Origin of the sequence: Streptomyces laculatispora, from assembly GCF_017353455.1 — a bacterium.
Lineage (GTDB): Bacteria > Actinomycetota > Actinomycetes > Streptomycetales > Streptomycetaceae > Streptomyces > Streptomyces laculatispora.
Genome location: NZ_JAFMPZ010000540.1, coordinates 1 through 23,381 on the forward strand (window position 1 = coordinate 1; position 23,381 = coordinate 23,381).

The 23,381-nt window shown below is 71.1% G+C and carries 19 protein-coding genes, 1 tRNA gene and 2 pseudogenes; 12 read left to right on the top strand and 10 right to left on the bottom strand.

What is annotated here, in order from left to right:
* Together J1C73_RS28515 and ligD are read right to left on the bottom strand one after the other, a co-directional pair.
* A pseudogene (locus J1C73_RS28515) lies at positions 1-748 on the bottom strand (PBS lyase); the annotation flags it as partial.
* A 191-nt stretch (positions 749-939) separates the two neighbouring features.
* Positions 940-1,836, bottom strand: coding sequence for a non-homologous end-joining DNA ligase (gene ligD / locus J1C73_RS28520; protein ID WP_207318897.1), 897 nt, complete (start codon positions 1,834-1,836; stop codon positions 940-942).
* 70 nt (positions 1,837-1,906) lie between these two features.
* Between ligD and ku the strand changes: the two genes are divergently transcribed.
* Positions 1,907-2,986 (top strand): non-homologous end joining protein Ku, encoded by a 1,080-nt coding sequence (gene ku / locus J1C73_RS28525; protein ID WP_207318898.1) that lies wholly within the window; start codon positions 1,907-1,909, stop codon positions 2,984-2,986.
* A gap of 186 nt (positions 2,987-3,172) precedes the next feature.
* On the opposite strand, the gene J1C73_RS28530 is transcribed toward ku, so the two are convergent.
* The 3 genes from J1C73_RS28530 to J1C73_RS28540 all read right to left on the bottom strand — a co-directional run bounded on the left by J1C73_RS28530 (position 3,173) and on the right by J1C73_RS28540 (position 6,554).
* The gene (locus J1C73_RS28530; protein WP_207318899.1) at positions 3,173-5,083 is read right to left on the bottom strand and encodes a S53 family peptidase; all 1,911 of its coding nucleotides are present in this window, start codon (positions 5,081-5,083) and stop codon (positions 3,173-3,175) included.
* Positions 5,084-5,469: 386 nt separating this feature from the next.
* Positions 5,470-5,673, bottom strand: a complete 204-nt coding sequence (locus J1C73_RS28535; protein WP_207318900.1) for a DUF397 domain-containing protein — start codon at positions 5,671-5,673, stop codon at positions 5,470-5,472.
* Positions 5,670-6,554 carry a helix-turn-helix domain-containing protein gene (locus tag J1C73_RS28540; protein WP_207318901.1) on the bottom strand — a complete coding sequence of 295 codons (885 nt, stop codon included), beginning with the start codon at positions 6,552-6,554 and terminating at the stop codon, positions 5,670-5,672. The genes J1C73_RS28535 and J1C73_RS28540 overlap by 4 nt, the downstream gene beginning before the upstream one ends.
* 200 nt (positions 6,555-6,754) lie before the next feature.
* Here J1C73_RS28540 and J1C73_RS28545 point away from each other — a divergent pair, with 200 nt between their 5' ends.
* On the top strand, positions 6,755-7,441 hold the full coding sequence (locus tag J1C73_RS28545; protein WP_307797818.1) for an ATP-binding protein: 687 nt from the start codon (positions 6,755-6,757) through the stop codon (positions 7,439-7,441).
* A gap of 256 nt (positions 7,442-7,697) precedes the next feature.
* Complete coding sequence (locus tag J1C73_RS28550; RefSeq protein WP_207318902.1) at positions 7,698-8,072, top strand: type II toxin-antitoxin system VapC family toxin; 375 nt, start codon at positions 7,698-7,700, stop codon at positions 8,070-8,072.
* Positions 8,073-8,118: 46 nt separating this feature from the next.
* On the opposite strand, the gene J1C73_RS28555 is transcribed toward J1C73_RS28550, so the two are convergent.
* The 4 genes and pseudogenes from J1C73_RS28555 to J1C73_RS28565 form a co-directional block, all read right to left on the bottom strand.
* Positions 8,119-9,435: an MFS transporter gene (locus tag J1C73_RS28555; RefSeq protein ID WP_207318903.1), complete on the bottom strand. Its 1,317-nt coding sequence runs from the start codon at positions 9,433-9,435 to the stop codon at positions 8,119-8,121.
* On the bottom strand, positions 9,425-11,254 hold the full coding sequence (locus J1C73_RS28560) for a condensation domain-containing protein (RefSeq protein ID WP_307797820.1): 1,830 nt from the start codon (positions 11,252-11,254) through the stop codon (positions 9,425-9,427). Before J1C73_RS28560 ends, J1C73_RS28555 begins: the two co-directional genes overlap by 11 nt.
* Before the next feature lie 12 nt (positions 11,255-11,266).
* Positions 11,267-12,547, bottom strand: a pseudogene (locus J1C73_RS35240) (DUF6271 family protein); the annotation flags it as partial.
* The gene (locus J1C73_RS28565) at positions 12,529-13,629 is read right to left on the bottom strand and encodes a phytanoyl-CoA dioxygenase family protein (protein ID WP_207318904.1); all 1,101 of its coding nucleotides are present in this window, start codon (positions 13,627-13,629) and stop codon (positions 12,529-12,531) included. The pseudogene J1C73_RS35240 and the gene J1C73_RS28565, both read right to left, overlap by 19 nt.
* A 532-nt stretch (positions 13,630-14,161) precedes the next feature.
* On the opposite strand from J1C73_RS28565, the gene J1C73_RS28570 reads away from it, so the two are divergent.
* The 3 genes from J1C73_RS28570 to J1C73_RS28580 all read left to right on the top strand — a co-directional run bounded on the left by J1C73_RS28570 (position 14,162) and on the right by J1C73_RS28580 (position 16,026).
* Positions 14,162-15,016 carry an aminoacyl--tRNA ligase-related protein gene (locus J1C73_RS28570; protein ID WP_207318905.1) on the top strand — a complete coding sequence of 285 codons (855 nt, stop codon included), beginning with the start codon at positions 14,162-14,164 and terminating at the stop codon, positions 15,014-15,016.
* A gap of 94 nt (positions 15,017-15,110) precedes the next feature.
* Positions 15,111-15,371, top strand: coding sequence for an acyl carrier protein (locus J1C73_RS28575; protein ID WP_207318906.1), 261 nt, complete (start codon positions 15,111-15,113; stop codon positions 15,369-15,371).
* A gap of 10 nt (positions 15,372-15,381) precedes the next feature.
* Positions 15,382-16,026 carry a 4'-phosphopantetheinyl transferase family protein gene (locus J1C73_RS28580; RefSeq protein ID WP_242644836.1) on the top strand — a complete coding sequence of 215 codons (645 nt, stop codon included), beginning with the start codon at positions 15,382-15,384 and terminating at the stop codon, positions 16,024-16,026.
* Positions 16,027-16,208: 182 nt separating this feature from the next.
* On the opposite strand, the gene J1C73_RS28585 is transcribed toward J1C73_RS28580, so the two are convergent.
* Positions 16,209-16,280 (bottom strand) — tRNA-Arg (locus tag J1C73_RS28585).
* Between the two features lie 207 nt (positions 16,281-16,487).
* On the opposite strand from J1C73_RS28585, the gene J1C73_RS28590 reads away from it, so the two are divergent.
* The 6 genes from J1C73_RS28590 (at position 16,488) to thrB (ending at position 23,335) form a co-directional block, all read left to right on the top strand.
* Positions 16,488-16,922: a response regulator gene (locus J1C73_RS28590; protein ID WP_307797819.1), complete on the top strand. Its 435-nt coding sequence runs from the start codon at positions 16,488-16,490 to the stop codon at positions 16,920-16,922.
* Between the two features lie 55 nt (positions 16,923-16,977).
* Positions 16,978-18,093, top strand: coding sequence for an ArgS-related anticodon-binding protein NrtL (gene nrtL / locus J1C73_RS28595; protein ID WP_207318907.1), 1,116 nt, complete (start codon positions 16,978-16,980; stop codon positions 18,091-18,093).
* A 28-nt stretch (positions 18,094-18,121) separates the two neighbouring features.
* Positions 18,122-19,513, top strand: coding sequence for a diaminopimelate decarboxylase (lysA, locus tag J1C73_RS28600; protein WP_123461662.1), 1,392 nt, complete (start codon positions 18,122-18,124; stop codon positions 19,511-19,513).
* Positions 19,514-19,639: 126 nt separating this feature from the next.
* Positions 19,640-20,941 (top strand): homoserine dehydrogenase, encoded by a 1,302-nt coding sequence (locus tag J1C73_RS28605; RefSeq protein ID WP_207318908.1) that lies wholly within the window; start codon positions 19,640-19,642, stop codon positions 20,939-20,941.
* A gap of 6 nt (positions 20,942-20,947) precedes the next feature.
* Positions 20,948-22,018: a threonine synthase gene (gene thrC, locus J1C73_RS28610; RefSeq protein WP_123461663.1), complete on the top strand. Its 1,071-nt coding sequence runs from the start codon at positions 20,948-20,950 to the stop codon at positions 22,016-22,018.
* 399 nt (positions 22,019-22,417) lie between these two features.
* A complete protein-coding gene (gene thrB, locus J1C73_RS28615) occupies positions 22,418-23,335 on the top strand; it encodes a homoserine kinase (protein ID WP_207318909.1) in 918 nt (305 codons plus the stop codon).
* Positions 23,336-23,381: the final 46 nt, after the last annotated feature.

Consider the following 23,381-nt stretch of genomic DNA (forward strand, 5'->3'; position numbering starts at 1 on the left):
CCGGGGCCGGGGCCGGGGGCGACGAGCGAAGCTGCCGCAGCAGCCCGGCCACCACCCGCACCACATCGCCCGGCAGCGCCTGCGGTGCGCACCGCGCCAGCTGGGCGAGGGCCGCCAGCCGCAGCCCCGGCGGATACGCCTCGGCGGCCAGCCGGCTCAGCCAGTCCGCGATCTGGCCGGTCAGCGGCCGGTGACGCAGCGCGACCCGACCCGCCGCCTCGACCAGCGCGAGCCGCACCTCCTCGTCCGGCTCCACCGCCAGCCGGTCCCGCAGCAGCGTCAGGACCCGTGCGGGGTGGCTGTGCAGGGTGGCCAGCGCCAGCGGGGCGGAGACCCGTACCCCCGCGTCGTCGTCGGCCATCAGCGCGAAGAACACCCCGGCGCCCGCGGTGACGGCCGCCGCCGCCATCGCGTAGTTCGCCGCGCCCTCGATCTCCTCCTCGTCGATCTCGTCCTCGTCGTCCTCGTCGAGGTCGATGCCGCCGATGCTGGTGAGCAGCTCGACGATGCCTCCGCGGTCCGGGACCGCCGGATCCACGACCAGCTCGAAGAGGAAGGGAATGCAGGCGAGGGTGCACGCGTAGACGTCACCCTGGTGGTGCACGGCCCCGTACATCCCGTCCAGGGCTCCCTCGCGCTCCGCCGGATCGGCGGACGCGAGGCCCTGGAGCAGTCCGGGCACATCATCGGCAGGCCCGTAGGCATGCTCCATCGAGGCCCAGTCGACCTCGTCGATCCCCGCGAACACGCCATCGCCTCCCCACGCCTTACAGCCTCACCCATGATCGTGATCGCGGGCGCGGCCGTCACCACGAAGCAGTGTCTGCGCAGAGTGTGCACCACCACTCGGACAATCCAACCGCCACATGCGGCCTTTTACCTTTGGACATGACAACAAAGGCGGCGGTGCGGTATGCCCGGGGCGGCAGGACCGAGGGGCTATGCCGTGTCCGGAACCGGACGCCCCCGGCCCGGCTCGTTGAGCGGCCCGAGCAGATCCCCGTACCGTCCCAGCCGCTCCGCCATGTCACCGGCCAGGAAGACCAGCTCCCCGGGGCGGCGGCACTCCTCGATCTCCGCCCAGGTGACCGGCGCGGAGACGGAGGGTTCGGCCCGCGCGCGCAGGGTGTAGGGGGTGGCGGTCGTCTTCGCCGCAGCGTTCTGGCTGAAATCGACCAGTACCTTCCCGGGCCGCAGCGCCTTCTTCATCCGGTGCACGACCAGATCCGGAAGCTCCAGCTCCGCCTGGACGGCCAGCCCCTTCGCGTACGCCGACACCCGGGCGGACTCCGTGGGCTCCAGCGGGACGAGCAGATGCAGCCCCTTGGAGCCGGAGGTCTTCCCGAACGCCTCCAGGCCGTCCGCGGACAGCCGCTCCCGCAGCCAGAGGGCGACCTCGCAGCACTCCACGACGCTCGCGGGCGTCCCGGGGTCCAGGTCGAACACCAGCCGGTCGGCCACTCCCGGCGTCCGGGCCCGCCACTGCGGTGTGTGGAACTCCACCACCAGGTTGGCCGCCCACATCAGCGAGGCGAGATCCCCCACGACGATCTGCCTGGCCTCCTCGTTGTCGTGGTGCGGCACCGGGGCGGTCCGTACCCAGGACGGCGTACCGGGGGGCGGGTTCTTGGTGAAGAAACGCTGCCCGTCCGGGCCGTCCGGATAGCGCAGGAACGACACGGGCCGCTCCCGCAGATGCGCCAGCAGCGCCCCGGCTGCCGTGGCCGCGTAGTAGTGCAGCACCTCGCCCTTGGTGGTGCCGGTGGCCGGATACAGCACCTTGTCCAGATTGCTGAGTCTCAGGCGTCGCCCCTCCACCTCTGTGATCGGCGTCATACGATAAGAATCACACGCAAAACGGATCTTTACCGATCTGTACGGGCACGACGGACGTAAGGGGTGACCGGTGAGGTCCATATGGAACGGCGCCATCTCCTTCGGGCTGGTCAGCATCCCGGTCAAGCTGGTCAACGCCACCGAGAACCACTCGGTCTCCTTCCGCCAGATCCACCTCGCCGACGGCGGCCGGGTCCGCTACCGCAAGGTGTGCGAGCTGGACGGGGAAGAGGTGGCCGCGGCCGACATCGGCAAGGCCTACGAGGGCGCCGACGGCTCGATGATCCCGATCACCGACGAGGATCTCGGTTCGCTGCCGCTGCCGACGGCCAAGACGATCGAGATCGTCGCCTTCGTGCCGGCCGATTCGATCGACCCGCTCCAGATGGACGCGGCCTACTACCTCTCCGCCAACGGGGTCCCGGCCGCCAAGCCGTACACCCTGCTGCGCGAGGCCCTGAAGCGGAGCCGGAAGGTCGCCGTCGCCAAGTACGCGCTGCGCGGCCGTGAGCGCCTCGGGATGCTGCGGGTCGTCGACGACGTGATCGCGATGCACGGCCTGCTCTGGCCGGACGAGATCCGGGCCCCCGAGGGGGCCGCCCCGGAGGCGGGCGTGAAGGTGCGCGACGCCGAACTCGACCTGGCCGACGCGCTGATGGCCACGCTCGGCGAGGTCGACATGGACTCGCTGCACGACGACTACCGGGAGGCGGTCGAGGAGCTCGTCGCGGCCAAGGCCGCCGGTGAGGTGCCGCGGCGGGCGGAGTCCGAGGAATCCGGCGGCAAGGTCATCGACCTGATCGCGGCCCTGGAGAGCAGCGTCCGGGCGGCGAAGGAGGCCCGCGGGGGCGAGCCGGAGGAAGGCGGCGAGGAGGCGTCGGTCGCGAAGGTCACCTCGATCGCGGACCGCAAGACGTCGGGCGGTACCCGCTCGCCCAAGTCCTCGGATGCGAAGAAGTCCACGGCCGGGGCCAGGAAGACGGCCGCGAAGAAGAGCACGCCGAGCGGCGGGACCGGCGCGAAGAAGAAGGCGACGGCGCGGAGCACCGCGGCCAAGAAGACGACGGCCAAGAAGAACACGGCCAAGAAGACCACGCCGAAGAAGCAGTCCGGCGCGAAGAGCGCCCCGCGCAAACGCGCCTCGGCCTGACCCCGGCCCCGTCGCTGCCGCGGTGACGGCGGCAGCGACGCGACGCTGAAGCCGCGGGCAAAGGCCTGTGCGTACCGGCCTTCCCGGTCGCCACGGATCATGACCCGGCCGAACGGCCGTCCCGGGACTCGCGCCCCGGGACGGCCGTTCGGCCCGCGCCCGCCTGCCGCGTCACTGATCCGAGGATCAGTGCCTGCGGTAGGAGCTCACGTATCCGGGGGCCGGAGTGCCGACACCCGTCACGTCGTCGTAGCCGCGCACCGCCGACAGCGAGGCGTCCTTGCCCAGGCTCCGCACCGAGGTCCGCAGACCGTCCGCCGCGTCGTACCCGTTGACGAAGTCCACCCGGGCGACGGCCAGATCATGGCCCTTGCCCAGCGGGTGGTCCGTCACGTCGTGGTACGCCTTCGAGCCGTAGCGGGCGTAGATCGACGGGTTGGCGAAACCGATGGGCCGGCCGTGCTGCGCCTGCTGCGCCAGGGCCTGGACACCGGCGATGACCGGCGCCGCCAGCGACGTGCCGCCGATACGGTACTCGTCGTAGCCCAGCGATCCGTCGGGCATCGTCTGGGTCTGGCCGACCAGGAAGCCGGTGTTCGGGTCCGCGACGGCCGCGAGGTCCGGGGCGGTGCGCATCCGGGTCTTCCCGTTGGCCTTCGCCAGTGAGTCCGGCACGATGCCGCGCTGGTAGAACGGCTGCTTCACGGTGGAGCTGGTGCCGCCGCCCGCGCCCGAGGTGTACGCGCCGGGGAAGCCGGTCCAGCTCTTGCCGTCCGCCGCCAGGGGAGCGCTCGTGGTGCCCCAGCCGGTCTCCCACTTGTACGTGTCGTGCTTGCCGACGGCCAGCGACGTACCGCCGACCGAGGTCACCCACGCGGAGTTCGAGGGGACGTCGATCTGCTTGGTGCCGGTGGACGCGACGTTGTCGCCGTCGTCGCCGGAGGAGAAGTAGAAGCCGATGCCCTCGACGGCGCCCATCTTGAACACCTGGTCGTAGGCGAGCGCCAGGTCAGGGGTCTGGTTGGCCTCGACGTCGCCCCACGAGTTGGAGACGATGTCCGCGAGCCGGTGGTCGACGACCTTGTTCAGCGAGTCCAGCAGATCGTTGTCGTAGCAGGACGCGCCGCCCACGTACACGATGTCCGCGGCGGGCGCGACGGCGTGCACGGCCTCGACGTCGAGGGTCTCCTCGCCGTACCAGCCGGAGGCCCCGCACTCCTCGGTCTTCGTGTAGTCGTCCGGCAGCACCTGGCTGAGCTGTCCGCGCCTGTACCGTGCGTCGCCGTTGCGCTTGGCGTACTCGGCGGCGTCCTTCGCGATGGTGGGGGAGGCGTACGCGTCGGTGATGGCGACGGTCACGCCCTTGCCGGTGTAGTTCCCGGCCCCGTACGCGGCGCGCAGCTGCTTGCCGGTGTACCCCTTGACCGCGTACGGCACCTTGGACCCGTAGGCGCTCGGCAGGGTGGAGGCGGTCTTCGACCCGAAGTACGAGGAGGTCGGACCGGAGTTGCGGAACACCGCGTCCGGCGGCGGCAGCACCTCGTCATGGCTGGACCTGTGCGGCGCGTTGTCCAGGCCCGAGACGGCGAGCACGTCGCCGCTCAGCGCGGCCGGCACCGATGCGGTGGAGGCCGGGGCGCGGTAGGTGTGGCTGCCCTTGCGGTAGTTGCGCAGCTGGGTGCTGAACGCCTTCTCCGCCCTGGCCACGTCACCGGTGGCCGAGACGTAGTGCTGGTTGGCGCCGGTGACGGTCAGCCCGCTCGACTTCAGCCACTGGCTGATCCGGTCGATCTGGTCCTGGGCCGCCCCGAACCGTGCCTGCGCCTGCGCGGCGCTCAGGTACTTCCCGTACGACGGAGACCGCGGGTCGGAGACGGCGGCCGCGTAGGAGGCCAGCCCCTTCGCGTCCCGTCCGGTGAGGTGGACCCGGACGGCGACCTTCCCGCTGTCGGCCGTGGCCCCCTGGTCGGCCGTGGCGGTAGCCCAGGCCGGCTTGCTGCCCTGGAGCGCGTCCCGGCCGACCGGTGCGGAGTCGGCGCTTGCGTTGGGTATCCCGAGGGCGAGCGCACCGGCGAGCAGTGGCAGTGTCGCTGCCATGCTCAGCCCGGCGCGTCGTCCGGCGCGGCTGATTCTCAAAGTAACCCCCTGCGATGTGGGTCTCGCGTGCGGAGCATGTGCCGAATGATGTGCACATGTAATCCGCCACTCTGGCGAGGAACGCCTCATGTACGGGGCATGCATTCACCAAGAATCAGCCAAGTGGACGCGCGTAGAGGTAGGTTCGCACCGAATCGCCGAAGTTCGGACGCTCCGCCCGAAGGCTCCCGGTGCATCCCGGACGTCCTGCCGAACCTGGACGGGTGAGGGCGCGCGAGGTGGCGCGTCGTCACGTCCTGCTCATCCGGGTCCCAGGCGCTGAGCCGGTCGAAGAGGCTTCGGCCGCCGTCGAGCCGCAGGGAGTTGACCGGCACCGCTGTCCGAGGTCAGACCAGCTCGCTGACGAACGCGCGCCAGGCGTCGTGCCCGAAGGTGATGACGGGGCCGGTGGGACGCTTGCTGTCGCGGACGGGGACGAGGAGGGGGAGGTTGTGGGCGACCTCGACGCAGTCGCCCTGCCCTCCGCTGTAGCTGCTTGTGCGCCACATTGCCTTAGCCATGTCAGGCGATATATGTGCGGCAGAGGTCATGACTGATACTCCTTGGCGACGCGATGGATCAGTGCGAGCGAGTCTGTCGGCGACAGGGATGCGGTGCGCGCATCGTCGAAGAGTGTCCGGTAGCGAGCCACTTCGGGTGCTCGCTCGGTCCAGACGTTGCCGGTCGGTGCTTCCGACAGCACGAGGTCAAGCGACGACACCTGCGGGAAGCTGAGCAGCAGGTACGGGCCGAACATACCTGAGTGGGCTCCCCGTTCGAAGGGCAGAACCTGGACGGTGATGTGCGGCCGCTCTGCCATGACAGCCATGTGCTCCAGCTGGGCATGCATCACAGCAGACCCTCCTACCTGCTGTCGCAGTACTCCCTCGGCGAGCACCGCCCAGAACTCCAACGGGGCATCGCCGGTCAAGCGCCTCTGCCTCGCGAGCCGCACCTCGACGAACTGCTCGATTTCCTCAGGTGTCTTCCATGCGCGCGAAGCCACAGTCACCGCACGGCCGTAGGCGGCGGTCTGAAGGAGTCCGGGAACCAACTGCACCTGGTAGGTGCGGATGCTTTCCGAGATGGCTTCCATCTCGATCTGGTCGCGATAGGTGTCCGCGAGTACATCGCCGTACTGATTCCACCATCCCTCCCGGCGCCTGCGATTGGCTTTGCGCGCAAGCGTGGTGAGGCGCTCAAGCACCCCGTCGTCCGCGACTTCGTAGGCAAGGAGCATCGCGGTGAGGTCCGGGAGGCGAACGGCCACGCGTCCGTTCTCAATCCGGCTGATCTTGCCTTTGGTGCAGTCGAGAGCATCGGCTGACTGCGTGGTGGTCATCCCTGCGGCCTCTCGTAACCGACGCAACTCATCGCCGAGTTGGCGTCCAAGGACGGTTGACGGGCTCGCTGGGGTGTTCTTTGCGTGCATGGAACCACCTCTACCAAAGCGGCTTCTCGAATGACATGCGGATACTCGAATGGGTGAAGAATGGCGCCGAATTGTTCGTCAACGTTGCAGATTCGCGTAATGCTCGCTCATTCTTCGTGTGTCGGTAATGACGCCCTTCGTCGCAGGTGCTGTGCGCTCGCTGGGGGCTCCGTCCGAACAGCAACCCCCTGGGAGCAGTCGTGAGTGAACCGTGCGAAGTGAAGTTCAAACTGGTGCGCTGTCGCAGCAGCGTTCCGAGAGCGCGAGCCGTGCTGCGCGCCAAGCTCGGCGAGTGGCGGGCGGGCCACATGGTGGCCGAGTCGGGGGAGTTGGTGCTCTCGGAGCTGGTCACCAACGCGCTGCGGGTCCAGGTGCCCGGTGACCGGATGGTCGGCGTCCGTATCGAATCCCGGGAGCGGGAAGGGCTGCTGCGGCTGGAGGTGAGCGACGCGGGGGAGGGGCGGCCGGTGGTGCGGCAGCCCGGTGAACTGGATACGGCGGGGCGCGGGCTGCTGCTCGTGCAGGCCCTGGCCCACCGCTGGGGAGTGGACGAACGGCAGGCCGGTATCGGGAAGACGGTGTGGGCCGATCTGCTGGCCCCGGGCACCGTCCCCGTGCTCGGGGAGGCGGACGTCGCGGCGGTGACTCTGCGGCCGGGCCAGAACGTACGGGTCTGGGGGGCCTGGCGAACGGTCCGCAGCGTGCGGAGCGAGCGGTACGCCTCGGGCGGGCTCTTCGTCATCGTGTGCCTGGACGAGGGCCCCGCCCTGCGGCTGCAAGCAGGAGAAGCGGTGACGGTGCGGACCGGGGGAGCGAGTGCCGCAGACATGCCTCGCACCCCTGCCGGTCAGGCGCGGCCCGTGTCCGGCCCGGTGAGCTCGTCGTGAGGTGGCTGTGGGGGAGGTTCCGTCAGCGTCGTGCCCGCACGGCAGGTGCCGGGCCCCGGTTCACCGGCACGTTGAAGCAGGTGACCGGCGGCCGGCTGGTGGTGATCAGCAAGGCGGGTGAACCAGTGCCGAGGGCGGTGCCACCGAGGGTGCTGGTGCACCGTGAGGGCCGTGGCTCGCTTCGGGGACGTATCCGCATCCCTGCCACCTTCGACGATCCGCGCGCCGGCATCGCCGAAGCGTTCGGGATGCGCTGATGAGACTGCTGCTCGACACCCGCGTCGTCATGTGGTGGATGGCCGACGCCCCGCAGCTGCCCGACCGGATCAAGGACCTGATCGACACCGAACCAGCGGTCCACGTCAGCGCGGTCTCCCCGTGGGAGATCACCATCAAGCAGTTCCTCGGCGAGTTCGAGGGGCCGGGCGAACTGGCCGAGCAGGTGCGTGACCTGCCCTTCACCAGCGTGCCGGTCACTGCCGCCCACGGGGTGCGAGCGGGCCGGCTGCCGATACTGCACACCGACCCCTTCGACCGGATACTCGTCGCGCAGGCGCAGGCCGAAGAGATGGTCCTGGTCACTCGCAGCGGGTGGATCCCGCAGTACGACGTACAGGTCGTGTCCACCTGACCTGTACGTCGTGCCCGGGTTCTGTCAGCCGCCACCCGGCAGGGGCTCAGACCGGCCCGGCCGGCCCGACGGCCGGGACCTCCTCCGCGGCGATCGGCGGCTCCGGGACGGCGGCCTTCTCCGGCCCCCGGCCCAGCTTGCGGATGGCGGGCACGCTCAGCATGACGGCGAGGCACACCACCGAGACGGCCGAGGAGAAGAGCAGTACACGGTCCGCGCCGAAGGCCGCGGACGCCGGACCGGCCAGCGCCCTGCCCAGCGGAATGGCCATGATGGACCCGGCGACGTCATAGGCGTACACCCGGCTCAGCACGGCGAGCGGAATGTGGGACTGCACACTGGTCGCCCACATCACCCCCCAGAAGGCGAAGCCGCATCCGGCCAGGACCCCGGTGACCACGGTGACGGTGAAGGACCATCCCAGCGCGGGCGCCAGCGGGTTGAGCGCGAAGCAGAACATCGCGCAGGCGCCCGCGACGAGCGGGCGGGCGGGCCGTACCCGCATGCCGAGCAGACCGCCGATGATCGTGCCGGCGCCGTCGGCGGAGGCGATCCAGCCGTAACCGCCCGCTCCGTGCTGCTCGGTGAGCAGCGCGGCGCCCAGCGGCAGGGCAGGGCCGAAGACGAACAGGCCGTAGACGGCCCAGACGACGATGACGCCCCACAGCCAGGAGCGGGAGCGGAACTCGTGCCAGCCCGTCTTCAGGCGGTGCAGTACAGGGTCGTCGCCCTCCTCCCGGGCGACGCTGAGCCTGCGCAGCGGTACCAGGACCAGCGCACTGAGCCCGTAGGCCGCCGCGATCACGAAGTAGGAGCCCGCCACCTGCCAGTAGCCGACCAGCAGACCCGCCAGGCCGGGGCCGATCAGCGCGCTCATCGCCTCGGATATCCGCAGCAGCGCGTTGGCCCGCTGGATGTCCGGTGCGACCTGCGGGACCATGCTCGCCACGCCGGGCTGGAACATGGCGGTCGCGGCGCCGCTGAGTGCCATCAGTGCCATGATCTGCCAGAGGCGCACGTCGGTGGTGATGAGCAGCGCAGCGAGCGCCAGCATGGCCAGCATCCGCACAATGTCGGCGCCGACCATCATCACCTGTGGAGTGAACCTGTCCGCGAGCACACCGCCGAACAGCACCAGCAGGGCGATCGGCGCCATCCACGCGGCCAGCGCGTAGCCCACACCGCCGGCTCCGTAACCCGCCCCCAGCACGGCGGTGGTCAGCGAGACCATCAGCATGCCGTCGGCGAGCAGCGAGGCGCTGCGGGCGGTGAAGAACAGCTGGAAGGACCTCGACTTCCAGGGGCTGGGGAGCAGGTCCGGCTCCGGTGACTCCGGCCGGTCCAACACATCGTCAGTGGTCATCTCGCGTCGGCCGGTGACGGCCGTTCCCTTCCATGAGGATCCGCTGCCGGAGCCACGCGGGGCTGTCGCCCGGAGCGGCCGGCGGATCGTGAACGATTACGTACCAGGCGGGCGCCAGGAGGCCCGAGGGACCGGGCCCGGAGATCACGTCCATCAGCGCGGTGTGGGCATCGGCCGGAGTGAGCGGCGCGCCGCCGGACGCGATGAAGGCCGTCAGGCCGACCGGAGCGCGGCCCCCGCCCGGCGCGTGCGCGGAGTCCTCGGCCGTGCCGACGTGTACGGGCAGGCCGCCCAGGGCGCCGCTCAGCGCGCCCGCGACCGCGAGTGGTGATGTCCAGCAGCCGTCCACCTGAAGCCAGTCGCCGTCGCGCCCGGCCGGCCGGACCCCGGTGACCTGCGTGAGCGAGGCCAGCGGTACGTCCTCGTACGCGGCCGCCTCCAACAGTGCCACCAGGCCGGTGAGGAATGCCTCCGCCTCCTCCCGGGGGAACAGGGCAGGGTCGGCCCACATCCCGAGGTGCAGTAGCGGTGCCGTCCGGTAGGCGAAGCACAGCAGGCGGGTCGGCAGCACCTGGACCGGGCCCCAGTCGAGGTCCAGTTCGGCATCCCGCGCATCCCGCGCATCCCGCGCATCCCGCGCATCCCGCGCGTCCCGGGCGTCCTGGCCGGTGGCGGGACCTCGGGCGTCGGTGAGCACGCTCACGTCGTTGAAGACCACGTCACGCGCGAAGTGGCTGCCCCGCTCGAAGGTGGTCGCCTCGATCGCCTCCCACAGGCGGACCGAGTCGAACTGGCTGTGGCGGTAGGCACTGAGCGCCGCCCCCCACGCCTTGCGCAGCACCGCGTCGAAGGACAGGCCCCGCACGTCGAGGGAGAGCAGCGCGTCCTGCGACAGGGTGTTCACCGAGCGGGCGAGCCCCGGGCGGGACCGGTTGGACAGCGGTGCGGCGGCGACGCAGGTGGACTGGCCCGCGCGGTGCGCGACGAGCGTGCACCAGGCCGTCAGCAGCACGGTGGGCGAGGGGCTGCCGGTGCGCTTGACCACCTGGGCGAGGGCCCGGGCGCCCCGCAGTGAGCGCAGCGTGAGCTGCGGCTGCTGCCCGTCGGTGCGGGTGGCCCGCGGTTCGGCGAACATCTCCTGCGGCCCGGTACCGATGGTCCTTTGCCAGTACCGCAGAGACGCCTCGGACCTGCGGAGTCCGGCCGGGGTGGCCTCCTCGGCGGCGAGATCGAGCGGGGTGAGCGCTTCCACCGGCGGCAGCTCGGCGCCGGCCAGCAGGCCGAGCCACTCCTCGCGCAGCACGGCGAGGGCGCTGCCGTCCGTCACCGCGTGACTGGAGGACAGGGAGACGAAGGCCGGTGCTCCGCGCAGGGTGAGCAGGGTGATGCGGAGGGGGAAGTCGTGGTCCAGCCGGAATCGCCCCGCACGGGCCCGGCGGGCCACCGTCTCGGCGTAGCGCGTGGGCTCCGTGCCGAACTCCTCGTGGTCGAGGACGCGTACGGTGAAATCACCTTCCGCTGCGACCACTTGGATGCGGGACGCACCGTCGGCGGGCTCGGGGAAGGTGGTGCGCAGCGCTTCGTGGCGTACCACCAGTGTGCGCAGCGCGTCGAGCACCTGCTCCGGGGCGGTGCCCGCCGGCACCGGCCAGACGTCGTGGTTGTTGATGTGCAGGGGCTCGTCCCGCAGGATGCAGCGGATCATGTTGGCCTGCCCCATCGTGACGGGGCCCCGGCGCTCCTCGCCGCCCGCGTAGGAGAGGGTGACCGTATGCGCTGTCCCCGGCTGGGGCGTCTCGCTCCCGGTGCCGGTGTCGATGTCGGCGCGTCCGGCGGCCCGGACCAGGGGCTCCCAGGCGTCGATCAGCACGGCGAAGTCCTCCATGTCCGCCCGGGCCTCGTCGAGGAGTTGCCCGCGCCGCTCGGCGAGGGCCTCCGCGACCGCCGTGTAACGGCCGCCCAGCGCACGGTAGGAGCGCTCGATGAGGTCGAACCGTCCGGCGTTCCCGGCCGGGTCGAGCCGTGTGCTGTCCCGGACCAGCGCTGCTACGGCGCAGGCACGGACCCGGCCCGCCGGGTCGAGCAGTGTGTCGCCGGCTGCCGCCGCTGCCGCGTACACGGCGTTGAAGTACGGCATCGCCAGCAGGAACTTCGCCAGCCGCACCTGGTAGGCGACGAGGCCGGCACCGGTACGGCGTTCGCCGGTGTGGTAGTTGACTATGTGGCGGTTGTGCAGCACGCCGGGGAGGCGGGCGTCGTGGACCAGGTGGATGAGGAAGTAGTCGCTGCCGATGGTGTCGGTGGCGGGCGGCAGCGGGACAGCCCCGTAGACCTGGCTGTCGAAGGCGATGTTGCACATGTCCACGCGGGACGGGGCGACCCGGGTGAGGGTGGTGAGATCGGTGGTGAACGGGGTCGTCCCTGCGCCCCGGAAGGACTCCTCGATCAGCTTCCGCCGCCAGATCTCCGGACAGCCGTCCGGCACCGACAGTCCGACGAGGTCGTGGTGCACGGCGGGGTCGAGCCGGCGGATCTCCTCGACGTCCACGGACATCTCGCCGATGAAGGAGCCCCCGGCCATGGCCACCGGCCGATGGGCGTACGCGGGGTCGAGTCTGCTGCGGGACACCAGGCTCGCCACGTCGGCGGCCCGCCGTCCCAGGGAGGCCAGTTCCTGGTGGAGGGGGAAGACCGGCTCGCCCTCCAGGCTCTGGTACCGGCTGTCGGAGTCCCGGCGGTGCACCGATTCGCAGCCGAGCGCCTCCGCGATCAGGAAGGCCCGGTTGGTGCAGGCGCCGTACGACACACGGTCGGGCAGCATCAGGTCTACCACCCGGTCCGCGGCGGCGACACCGGACCTGGTGGCCACCTCCCGCAGGAAGGTCCGCTGCTGGGCCTCGTCGAGGTGGTGGACGACCACGCCGGGTTCCCGGGGCAGGCCGGAGACCGCCGCCCGGTGCCCGGCGAGCACCGGGGCGTCGGAGGAGTCCAGAATCAGCAGGTGCACCTCGACGCCGAAGTGACGTGCACCATGGGCCGCTTCCGCGGCGACCGCCGCGATGGTCTCGGCACAGGGCCGGTTGGTCGGGAGGGTCAGGCAGACGCGGCGCACGACGGCTCCTCGCTCCGTCCGCCGGCGGCAGGCTCCTGGCCCTGGTCCCCGTCGCTCCACGAGGTGAGGCCCAGCAGCCGGCTGCCGAGTCCGTCGAGCGTGGCGGTGGGGTAGCGCTTGGACTCGTGCCGGGTGAGATCGCCGACCAGGGTGCGGTTCCAGCGCGGGGTGCGCAGGTGCCGCCAGGATTCGACGCGGGAGTGCCGCAGCCTCTCGTGCTCCTCCAGCGCAGGCATCATGGACAGGTACTGGACCGCCCGGACCCCGTCGCGCGAGGTGTTGCGCGCCACCCCGTGGGCGAGGAGGCCGTTCCAGATCAGCAGGTCGCCGGGGTGCAGGTCGGGCCGCACGACCGGGAATTCGGAGCGGTCCACCGAAGGGCGGATGGGGTCCCGGTCCGCCGGCTGATCGGTCTTCCACTCCTCGAACCGCCGGAACAGCTCCGGGCCGCACTGGAAACCGCCCGTCTCCGGGCTGGTGTCGTTGAGCGCGATGATGCCCTGCACCCGCTGGGGCGGGACACCCAGCGTGGTGTCGATGTCCCAGTGCAGCTCGATGTCGAAGCCCCGGTCGGTGGCGTCGATGAGGGCGCGGTCCCGGTTCCCGACGTTGGGCGGGTTGAGGTTGAGCCGGTCCAGGGTGACCCACAGCTCCTCGCAGTCCCACACGTCGACGAAGGCGTCGTACACCCGCTGGGCCTGGCGGCTGTCCCAGAGCAACTGGTGGTGGTAGGCCTCGACGAAGCCGTAGACGTGCAACTGGCGGTCCAGTTGGGAACGGAACGGGCGGTCCTCGTACCAGCTGTCCGGCCGGTCCGGGTCGAGACCCTGGAAATCCCAGGTGAAGTCGAGCAGTTGACGGGCCGCCTGTGCGGGAATCGCCTCACGGACGACGACGTAGCCATAGGTCTGCCAGTGGGCGAAGTCCTCCTCGGACAGCACCCGCAGCGGCCGTGACTTGCTCAGCTCCCGCAGGGTGGTCTGTGCCAGGTAGGACTCGCCGTCGGCGCTGAAGTAGGGCCGGTCGGACGCCGCCCGGTGTAACCGGGGACGGCGGGGGCCTTGCTGGGTGTCGGGTATCACGCTGTCCTTCTGGGCAGGGGGACTCGGGCGGCCTGACAGCCGCTCAGGGTCCGGTTGGCAGGCGCCGGAGGAAGAGCGCGCGGCAGGCGTGGGAGGACATCGCGGACATGGGTATCTCCTCGGCCGGGTACAGCGCGCCGCAGTCCTCGGGGAGGCGCGAACGGCAGGTTCGAAGGCGGTCACTCCGACGGATCGGCGGAGAGCCCACGGTCAGCACAGTGGTCCAGACCATTATCGCTGTCAAGCGACGCGCCGGAATGGGCATAGAGGCGGATTCCAGCCACCGTGAGCATCAAGCCGACTCCGCAAAGCAGTTCATCATCTTTGGTCTAGACAAATTCTGAAAGGCTGTCCTAAAGTCCGGACGTGGCGCCGCTCCTGACGGTGCGTCTGGCGGTGCGCTCTGCGCGTTCCGGCGAAATCGCCACTCTGTCAAGGAAGTTCACGCCGTCCTGACCAGCGGTGTGGAACGTTCCGCACTGCCGAAGGACCAGCGCCTCGGCTCTTCACCACGCTCAAGGGAGCGGTCTTCATGAGCACATCCGACACCACGACGCCGGGCATCACCCTGAAGAGTCCGGGACCCGGCCTCGTCCCCCTGGACCCGGTGCACACCGCGCTGCTGCACGGACTGGACGACCTGTTAACAGGCCTGGCCGCCCGGCTCTCCGCCCCGGAGGTGGTGGGCCCACCGCTGCTCTCCGCGGAGGGACTGTCCCGGCTGGACTACTTCCGCAACTTCCCCCACCTCGGGGTCGCAGCCGGCCGCTTCGCCCCGGACGCCTTCGCCGGTCTGGCCGGTGGGCAGGCGCCGGGCGGCCTGCCGCTGGAGCCGACCGGCCACCTCCTGCCCTCCGCCACCTGCTACGGACTGCTGCTCTCCCTGGAGGGCCAGGACGTGGGTGCGGACGGGCTGCAGCTCTCGGCGACCGGCCGCTGCTACCGCAACGAGACCCACTACGACGGGCTGCGGCGGCTCTGGGGCTTCCACATGCGCGAGGTGCTGTACCTCGGCACCCAGGACGGAGCGTCCGAACACCTGGACCGGGGAGCGGAGTTCATCGGCGAGGCCGCCGCCCACCTCGGCCTGGAGCTGACCCGTGCCGCGGCCGACGACCCGTTCTACGACAAGGGTGGATCCCGTGCCCGGCTGATGATGCTGGACCCGGTCAAGCACGAGTTCAGCGCCCCGGACGGCACCGCGATCGCCTCGGTCAACCGGCACCGCAACTTCTTCGGCGAGCGGCTGGGCATCCGCGCGGGCTCCGAAGAGTCCGTGTACAGCTCCTGCGTGGCCTTCGGCGTCGAGCGCTGGGTCCACGCGATGATCCGCGCCCACGGAACCCCCGAGCGGGCTCTCGACCGCCTCCGCCGCGTCGGCGCCTGAGCGCCTTCCGGGTCGGCTCCGGGCCATTTCGCCCCCTGGGACCCGGCCGCCTCGGCTCCGACAACTCCCGTACGACAAGGAACGGTTCAGCTCCATGGACAGCATCACCGCGTGGCTCCACGAGAAGAACCCCGGTCTTACCGGCGGCATCGCCTCCGACGAGGACCTGATCGAGGCCCGCCTCATCGACTCCATGGACTTCCTGGAGTTCATCGACCTGCTGGAGGAGCTCTCCGCCAGCAGCATCGACCTCCAGGAAGTCACCATCGACGACTTCCGTACCCTCGACCGCATACAGCAGCGCTTCCTGTCCCCGCCCGTCTCCTCGGCGGCCTCCGAGGCGGCGTCCGGATGAGCGTCCGCCGTTGAGCGGCGGCCCTCCGCCGCGCCACGACCACGTGGTGGCCGCGGTGGCCACCACGGCGGAGGTCCTGGCCCACCCGGAGCTGGACGCGGACATGCTCGCCCCCTGGGAGCGCCGACGGCTGACCCGGATACGGGTGCCGGCCCGCCGCGACGACGTGGTGGCGGCGCGGCTCCTGCTGCGCCTGTGCGCCTCGCGCTTCACCGGTCTCGCCCCGGACGCCCACGATCTCGTCCAGTTCTGCCCCGAGTGCGGGCAGTACGAGCACGGCCGCCCCTCGCTCCGGGACCGCCCCCGTACCGGCGTCAGCATGAGCCATGCCCACGGCCTGGTCGCGGCAGCCGCAGGCCCCGGCGCCGTGGGCATCGACGTGGAGCCCTCCACCCGCCGGCCCGGCCCCGTGGCGGTGCTGCGGCGGATGCTGCCCGAGGCCGACCTGGAAGCGGCAGCCGCCTCCCCGGACCCCGGTCCGGAACTGCTCCGGGCATGGGTGCGCCGGGAGGCCCTGCTGAAGGCGGGCGGGGGCGGTCTCCCACTGCTGGTCTGGGCGGATCGCCGCCGGGGAGCCACGGCTGCGGTGGCGAGCACCGTACCGGTGGACGTCCTGCCCGGGATCACGGCGCACGGGGGGCCGTCCGAGGGTTAGCCCGGTGTCAGCCTTGGACACGGTGATTCTGCTGCCACGTCGCACGCCCGCGCAGTTCGTCGGAGTACGTCCCGGGCACAGCGATGATCTGCATTCTTCCCGGACTTCGCCACTCATGGCAACAGGCCCCCCGATCTGGCGTCTTGCCTGATCAGAGGGCCTGCATGGCACCTGGACTACGGTGCCCCCGGCAGGATTCGAACCTGCGCTCCCGGCTCCGGAGGCCGATGCTCTATCCCCTGAGCTACGGGGGCGTATCGCTGTGTTGCTCTGCGACGGGTGAAACACTACCAGCTTCCACCCGGTGCCCGTGAACAGGTATTTCCGCGCCGCCCGCCGGGTGCCTCAGGCCCTGCCAGGCCCGTCGCACACACATCCGGCCAACCTTCGCCGCCATCTCTGTGGGGACGGAAGTGGGCAAAACCCGGACGCAGCCACTCCTGCCCGCCTACTCTCGAAGGGTGTCAGGGGCGTCCGGCCGCGTGCTTGTTGTCGACGACAACAAGGTCATCCGGCAGTTGATCAGGGTCAATCTCGAGCTTGAGGGCTTCGAGGTCGTGACCGCGGCCGATGGTGTCGAGTGTCTGGATCTGGTGCATCGGGTCAGTCCCGATGTGATCACGCTCGATGTCGTGATGCCCCGGCTGGACGGTCTGCAGACGGCCACCAGACTCCGTTCCGATCCACGGACCCGGCATCTGCCCGTGGCGATCATCAGCGCCTGTACGCCGTACGAGGTGGACAACGGTGTCGCGGCGGGAGTCGACGCCTTCCTCGCGAAGCCCTTCGAGCCGAGCGAGCTGGTGCGGGTCGTACGGCAGTTGATGGAGCGCGGCCGGCCACCGGCACTCGACGGCAGGCAGGGTGCCGGGCGGGCGGAGAGAGCCGCGGGCTGACCGGATGGCGAAACCGGTTCGCGAAAGGCCCCCCTCCCTCCCATACGCTTGTCCCGTGACCCCCGCCGATCTCTCGACGACCGTGCTGCACGCCGTGCGCCGCGCGGTCGACGAGGACGCCTTGCGCGCGCCCGTGCCCGCGCGCGTGCGAGTGGAGAGGACCCGGCCGGGCGGCCGGGGCGACTACGCCAGCGCCGTCGCCCTCCAGCTGGCCGGGCCCGCCGCGCTGCCCGCGCGGGAGGTGGCCGAGATCCTGCGGGAGCGGATGGCCGGTGCCCCCGGGCTCGGGCGGGTCGAGATCACCGGACCCGGCTTCCTGAACTTCACGCTCGACGCCACGGCCGACACCGCCGCGCACCGCGCGCTCCTGCACCGGGTACGGGAGCAGGGGCCGCGGTACGGATTCGGCGACGCGCTCGCCGGGGCACCGCTGCAATTCAGCCACGCCCGCGAGGTCCGGGCCGCGGTCACCGCCGACGCGGTGCGCCGGCTCGTGCGGGCACAGGGCGCGCCCGTCCGCATCAGCTGCGACGAGGCCTCCGACCCGGACTGGGCGCGGCTCGGGGTCGCCGTCGACGTCCATGGGCGGCCCCCCGTACCGCTGACGGAGGTACGGCCGGTTCCCGCCGGTGCCACCGCCGGTGAGCTGCTCGAACGGCTCGGGCCCGACGCCACCCGCTGGGGGCTGCTCCGCCCGGCCGGTCACGACCGCGCCCGGCTCGGCGACGGCCTTCTCGTCCAGGGCGAGGACAACCCCCTGTTCCTGGTCCGCTACGCCCACTCCCGCACCCGCGCGCTCAGCCGCGGCGCGGAGCTGCTCGGATTCACCGCCGCCCGTGACGAGGGCATCGGCGAAGGCCGGTGTGCCGGGGGCGGCTTCGACGAGGCCTTCGAGGCGGCCGGGGCGCCCGCGCTCCTCGCCGTCATCGCCGACCACCCCGCCGTCCTCGCCGCCGCCGCGCACCACCGCGCACCCGACCGGCTCGCCCGCCACCTCGAAGCGGTCGCGCACGCGTTCTTCGACTTCCACGACGCCGCGTCGCCGCTCCCCGTCGGGGACGAGAAACCCTCGGCCGCCCACCGCACCCGGCTCGCCCTCGCCGAAGCCGCCGGGACGGTGCTGGCAGGCGGCCTGTCCCTGCTCGGTATCAGCGCGCCCCCGCACCTTTGAGAGACCCGAGAGAGAACAGAGCGACACGATGAGCCGATCCGCACACCCCGCCGGACCCCGTCACGCCGATGTCATGTCGGAGGGCCACTACTCCGCCCCGGCAGAGGACCTCAACGTCCTCGACGAGAAGGTCTGGTCCCGCACCGTCACCCGGGACGAACACGGTGCACTGACCGTCGGCGGGATCGAAGTCGCCCGGCTGGCCGAGGAGTTCGGCACCCCGGCCTACTTCCTGGACGAGACCGACTTCCGGGCCCGCTGCCGCGCCTGGTCCGACGCCTTCGGCCCCGGCGCCGACGTCTTCTACGCCGGCAAGGCCTTCCTCTCCCGCGCGATCGTGCGCTGGCTGAAGGAGGAGGGGCTCAACCTCGACGTCTGCTCCGGCGGCGAGCTGACCACCGCACTGGACGCCGGGATGCCCGCCGAGCGCATCGCCTTCCACGGCAACAACAAGACGGTCGACGAGATCGAGCGGGCCATCACGGCGGGCGTCGGGCGGATCGTGCTCGACTCCTTCCAGGAGATCGTCCGGGTCTCGCACATCGCGCAGCGGCTCGGCCGGCGCCAGCCCGTGCAGATCCGGGTGACCGTCGGCGTCGAGGCACACACCCACGAGTTCATCGCCACCGCGCACGAGGACCAGAAGTTCGGCATCGCGCTGGCCGGGGGACAGGCCGCCGAGGCCGTACGGCGGGCGCTCACCCTCGACGGGCTCGAACTCATCGGCATCCACTCGCACATCGGCTCGCAGATCTTCGACATGGCCGGCTTCGAGGTCTCCGCCCGGCGCGTGGTGCAACTCCTCGCCGAGGTACGCGACGAGCACGGCGTCGAACTGCCCGAGATCGACCTCGGCGGCGGCCTCGGTATCGCGTACACCTCCGAGGACGACCCGCGCGAGCCGTACGAGATCGCCAAGGCGCTCGGCGACATCGTGACCCGCGAGTGCGAGTCCGCCGGGCTCGCCACCCCGCGGATCTCCGTCGAGCCGGGCCGCGCCATCGTCGGACCGACCGCCTTCACGCTGTACGAGGTCGGCACGATCAAGCCCCTGGAGGGACTGCGCACCTACGTCAGCGTCGACGGCGGCATGTCGGACAACATCCGCACCGCGCTGTACGACGCCGAGTACAGCGTCGCGCTCGTCTCGCGCACCTCCGACGCCGAGCCGATGCTCGTGCGGGTCGTCGGCAAGCACTGCGAGAGCGGCGACATCGTGGTCAAGGACGCCTTCCTGCCGTCCGACCTGGCCCCCGGCGACCTGATCGCGGTCCCCGCCACCGGCGCGTACTGCCGTTCCATGGCGAGCAACTACAACCACGCCCTGCGCCCGCCGGTCGTCGCCGTGCGCGACGGTCGGGCGCGGGTCATCGTCCGGCGCGAGACGGAGGAAGATCTCCTGCGTCTGGATGTCGGCTGATGCCGTATTTCCCGGGGCGTACCCCCGGTCGCCCATAAACATCTCAGGATCCGGACGGGTGGCGGAGAACGCCCGTCCGGTGAGTGAGACTGGTCCATACATCAGATGTAAACGAAACGAGGTCGGATGATGCGTACGCGTCCGCTGAAGGTGGCGCTGCTGGGCTGTGGAGTGGTCGGCTCAGAGGTGGCGCGCATCATGACGACGCACGCCAACGACCTCGCCGCGCGCATCGGCGCGCCGGTGGAGCTCGCCGGTGTCGCCGTGCGCCGGCCCTCCAAAGTGCGCGAGGGCATCGACCCCGCGCTGATCACCACCGACGCGACCGCCCTGGTCAAACGGGGTGACATCGACGTCGTCGTCGAGGTCATCGGCGGCATCGAGCCCGCCCGCACGCTCATCACCACCGCCTTCGAGCACGGCGCGAGCGTCGTCTCCGCCAACAAGGCGCTGCTCGCCGAGGACGGCGCGGCCCTGCACGCCGCCGCCGAGCAGTACGGCCGGGACCTCTACTACGAGGCCGCCGTGGCCGGCGCCATCCCGCTCGTCCGCCCGCTGCGCGAGTCCCTGGCCGGCGACAAGGTCAACCGGGTCCTCGGCATCGTCAACGGCACCACGAACTTCATCCTCGACAAGATGGACACGAGTGGCGCCGGGTACTCCGAGGCGCTCGACGAGGCCACCGCACTCGGATACGCCGAGGCCGACCCCACCGCCGACGTCGAGGGCTTCGACGCCGCCGCCAAGGCCGCGATCCTCGCCGGAATCGCCTTTCACACCCGGGTGAGGATCGGCGACGTGCACCGCGAGGGCATCACCGAGGTCACCGCCGCCGACATCGCCTCCGCCCGCCGCATGGGCTGCACCGTCAAGCTCCTCGCCATCTGCGAGCGCGCCGCCGACGGGCGCTCGGTCACGGCCCGCGTGCATCCCGCGATGATCCCGCTCAGCCACCCGCTGGCCTCCGTCCGCGAGGCGTACAACGCGGTGTTCGTCGAGGCCGATGCCGCCGGGCAGCTGATGTTCTACGGCCCCGGCGCCGGTGGCGCGCCGACCGCCTCCGCGGTCCTGGGCGACCTCGTCGCGGTCTGCCGCAACAAACTCAGCGAGGCCCCCGGCCCCGGTGAGTCCGCGTACACGCGTCTGCCGGTCAGCCCCATGGGCGACGTCGTCACGCGGTACCACATCAGTCTCGACGTGGCCGACAAGCCTGGCGTGCTCGCCCAGGTCGCGACGGTCTTCGCCGAACAGGGCGTATCCATCGATACGGTCCGCCAGAAAGGCCGACAGGACGGAAGCGGCGAGGCTTCGCTCGTCGTCGTCACCCACCGCGCGCCCGATGCCGCCCTCTCGGGGACCGTCGAGGCGCTGCGCAAGCTCGACACCGTCCGCGGTGTCGCCAGCATCATGCGTGTTGAAGGGGAGTAAGGACCCATGACCACCAAGGGCACCCACCAGTGGCGCGGCATCATCGAGGAGTACCGGGACCGCCTTCCGGTCACGAGCACGACGCCGGTCGTCACGCTCCGTGAGGGCGGCACGCCGCTCGTCCCCGCTCAGGTCCTCTCCGAGCGCACGGGCTGCGAGGTGCACCTCAAGGTCGAGGGCGCCAACCCCACCGGGTCCTTCAAGGACCGCGGAATGACGATGGCGATCACCCGGGCCAAGGAGGAGGGCGCGCAGGCCGTCATCTGCGCCTCCACCGGCAACACCTCCGCCTCCGCCGCCGCGTACGCGGTCAGGGCGGGCATGGTCTGCGCCGTCCTCGTACCGCAGGGCAAGATCGCGCTCGGCAAGATGGGCCAGGCCCTCGTGCACGGCGCCAAGATCCTCCAGGTCGACGGCAACTTCGACGACTGTCTGACGCTGGCCCGCTCGCTCTCGGACAACTACCCCGTGGCGCTGGTCAATTCGGTCAACCCGGTCCGCATCGAGGGCCAGAAGACCGCGGCCTTCGAGATCGTCGACGCGCTCGGCGACGCCCCGGACATCCACGTCCTCCCGGTCGGCAACGCGGGCAACATCACCGCGTACTGGAAGGGCTACACCGAGTACGCCGCGGACGGCCCGGCCACGCACACGCCGCGGATGTGGGGCTTCCAGGCCTCCGGCTCCGCGCCCATCGTGCGCGGCGAGATCGTCAAGGACCCGTCGACCATCGCCACCGCCATCCGGATCGGCAACCCGGCCTCCTGGAGTTACGCGCTCGCCGCGCGGGACGAGTCGGGCGGCTTCATCGACGAGGTGACGGACCGGCAGATCCTGTCCGCCTACCGTCTGTTGGCCTCGCAGGAGGGCGTCTTCGTGGAGCCCGCGTCGGCCGCGTCGGTCGCCGGTCTGCTCAAGGCCGCCGAAGAGGGCAAGGTCGACCCGGGCCAGCGCATCGTCTGCACGGTCACCGGCAACGGCCTGAAGGACCCGGACTGGGCCGTCGCCGGCGCCCCTCAGCCGGTCACGGTCCCGGTCGACGCGGTCGCCGCCGCCGAGAAGCTGGGCCTCGCGTAGTACGCGGCGGCCGCGCCGCCGCCCCGGGCCCGATGCGCGTATCGGGCCCGGGGCGGCAGCGGATTCGGCAGGAAGACGGCTCGACGGCCCACCTTCGGGGCGGAGAGCGCACCGGCAGCGTGCGACACGCATCGTGCGCCTCCTGTGCGCCCTATGTCGCCACAGAACCTTCCTTCGATAAGCTGTACCCAACCCACCCCGCCGCATATGCCCGGGGTGCCCAGGCCGTTGCGGCCGTCGGTCCCATCCCGGACTTACGCAATGCCCGCCGCCGCAATCGCCCAGAAGAATCCCCATAATCCGGTAGACCCCGAAGAACCCGAAGAGCCGCGAAGAGACCCAGATATCCCGCAGCGCTTCGAAATTCCCCGCCGCCTCACAAGGAGAGTCGTCAGAGCGATGGCCGGTCCCGCCTTCCGAGCCGCCGCCGTACGGGTGCGCGTCCCCGCAACCAGCGCCAACCTGGGCCCGGGCTTCGACGCCCTCGGCCTGTCGCTGGGGCTGTACGACGACGTCGTCGTCCGCGTCGCCGACGCCGGGCTGCACATCGACATCGCCGGCGAGGGCGCGGACACGCTGCCCCGCGACGAGAACCACCTGCTCGTACGGTCCCTGCGCACCGCCTTCGACCTGCTCGGCGGACAGCCCCGCGGCCTGGAGATCGTCTGCGCCAACCGCATCCCGCACGGACGCGGCCTCGGCTCGTCCTCCGCCGCCATCTGCGCGGGCATCGTCGCCGCCCGCGCCGTGACGACCGGCGGTGACGCCCGGCTCGACGACGTGGCACTGCTGGAGCTCGCGACCGAGATCGAGGGCCACCCGGACAACGTCGCGGCCTGTCTCCTCGGCGGGTTCACGCTCGCCTGGATGGACGGCGGATCGGCCCGCGCCATCAGGATGGACCCCGCGGATTCCATCGTTCCGGTGGTTTTCGTCCCCGGCAACCCGGTGCTCACCGAGACCGCCCGCGGACTGCTGCCGCGTACTGTTCCGCATGTCGACGCCGCCTTCAACGCGGGCCGTGCCGCCCTCCTCGTCGAGGCCCTGACCAGGCGCCCCGAGCTGCTGCTCACCGCCACCGAGGACCGGCTGCACCAGGAATACCGCTCCCCGGCGATGCCGCAGAGCGTGGAACTCGTGAACCGACTGCGCGCGGACGGCGTCCCCGCGGTCATCTCCGGTGCCGGGCCGACCGTGCTGGCACTGGCCGAGGACGATGCGGCCGACAAGGTCGCACGGCTGGCGGGCGAGGGCTGGGCGGCCAACCGGCTGACTCTCGACGTCTCCGGTGCGAGTGTGCTGCCGCTCGCCCCGTAGCCGAGAAGTGATTGCCGGTGCGTGAGAGGGGGAATATTTGTTGGAG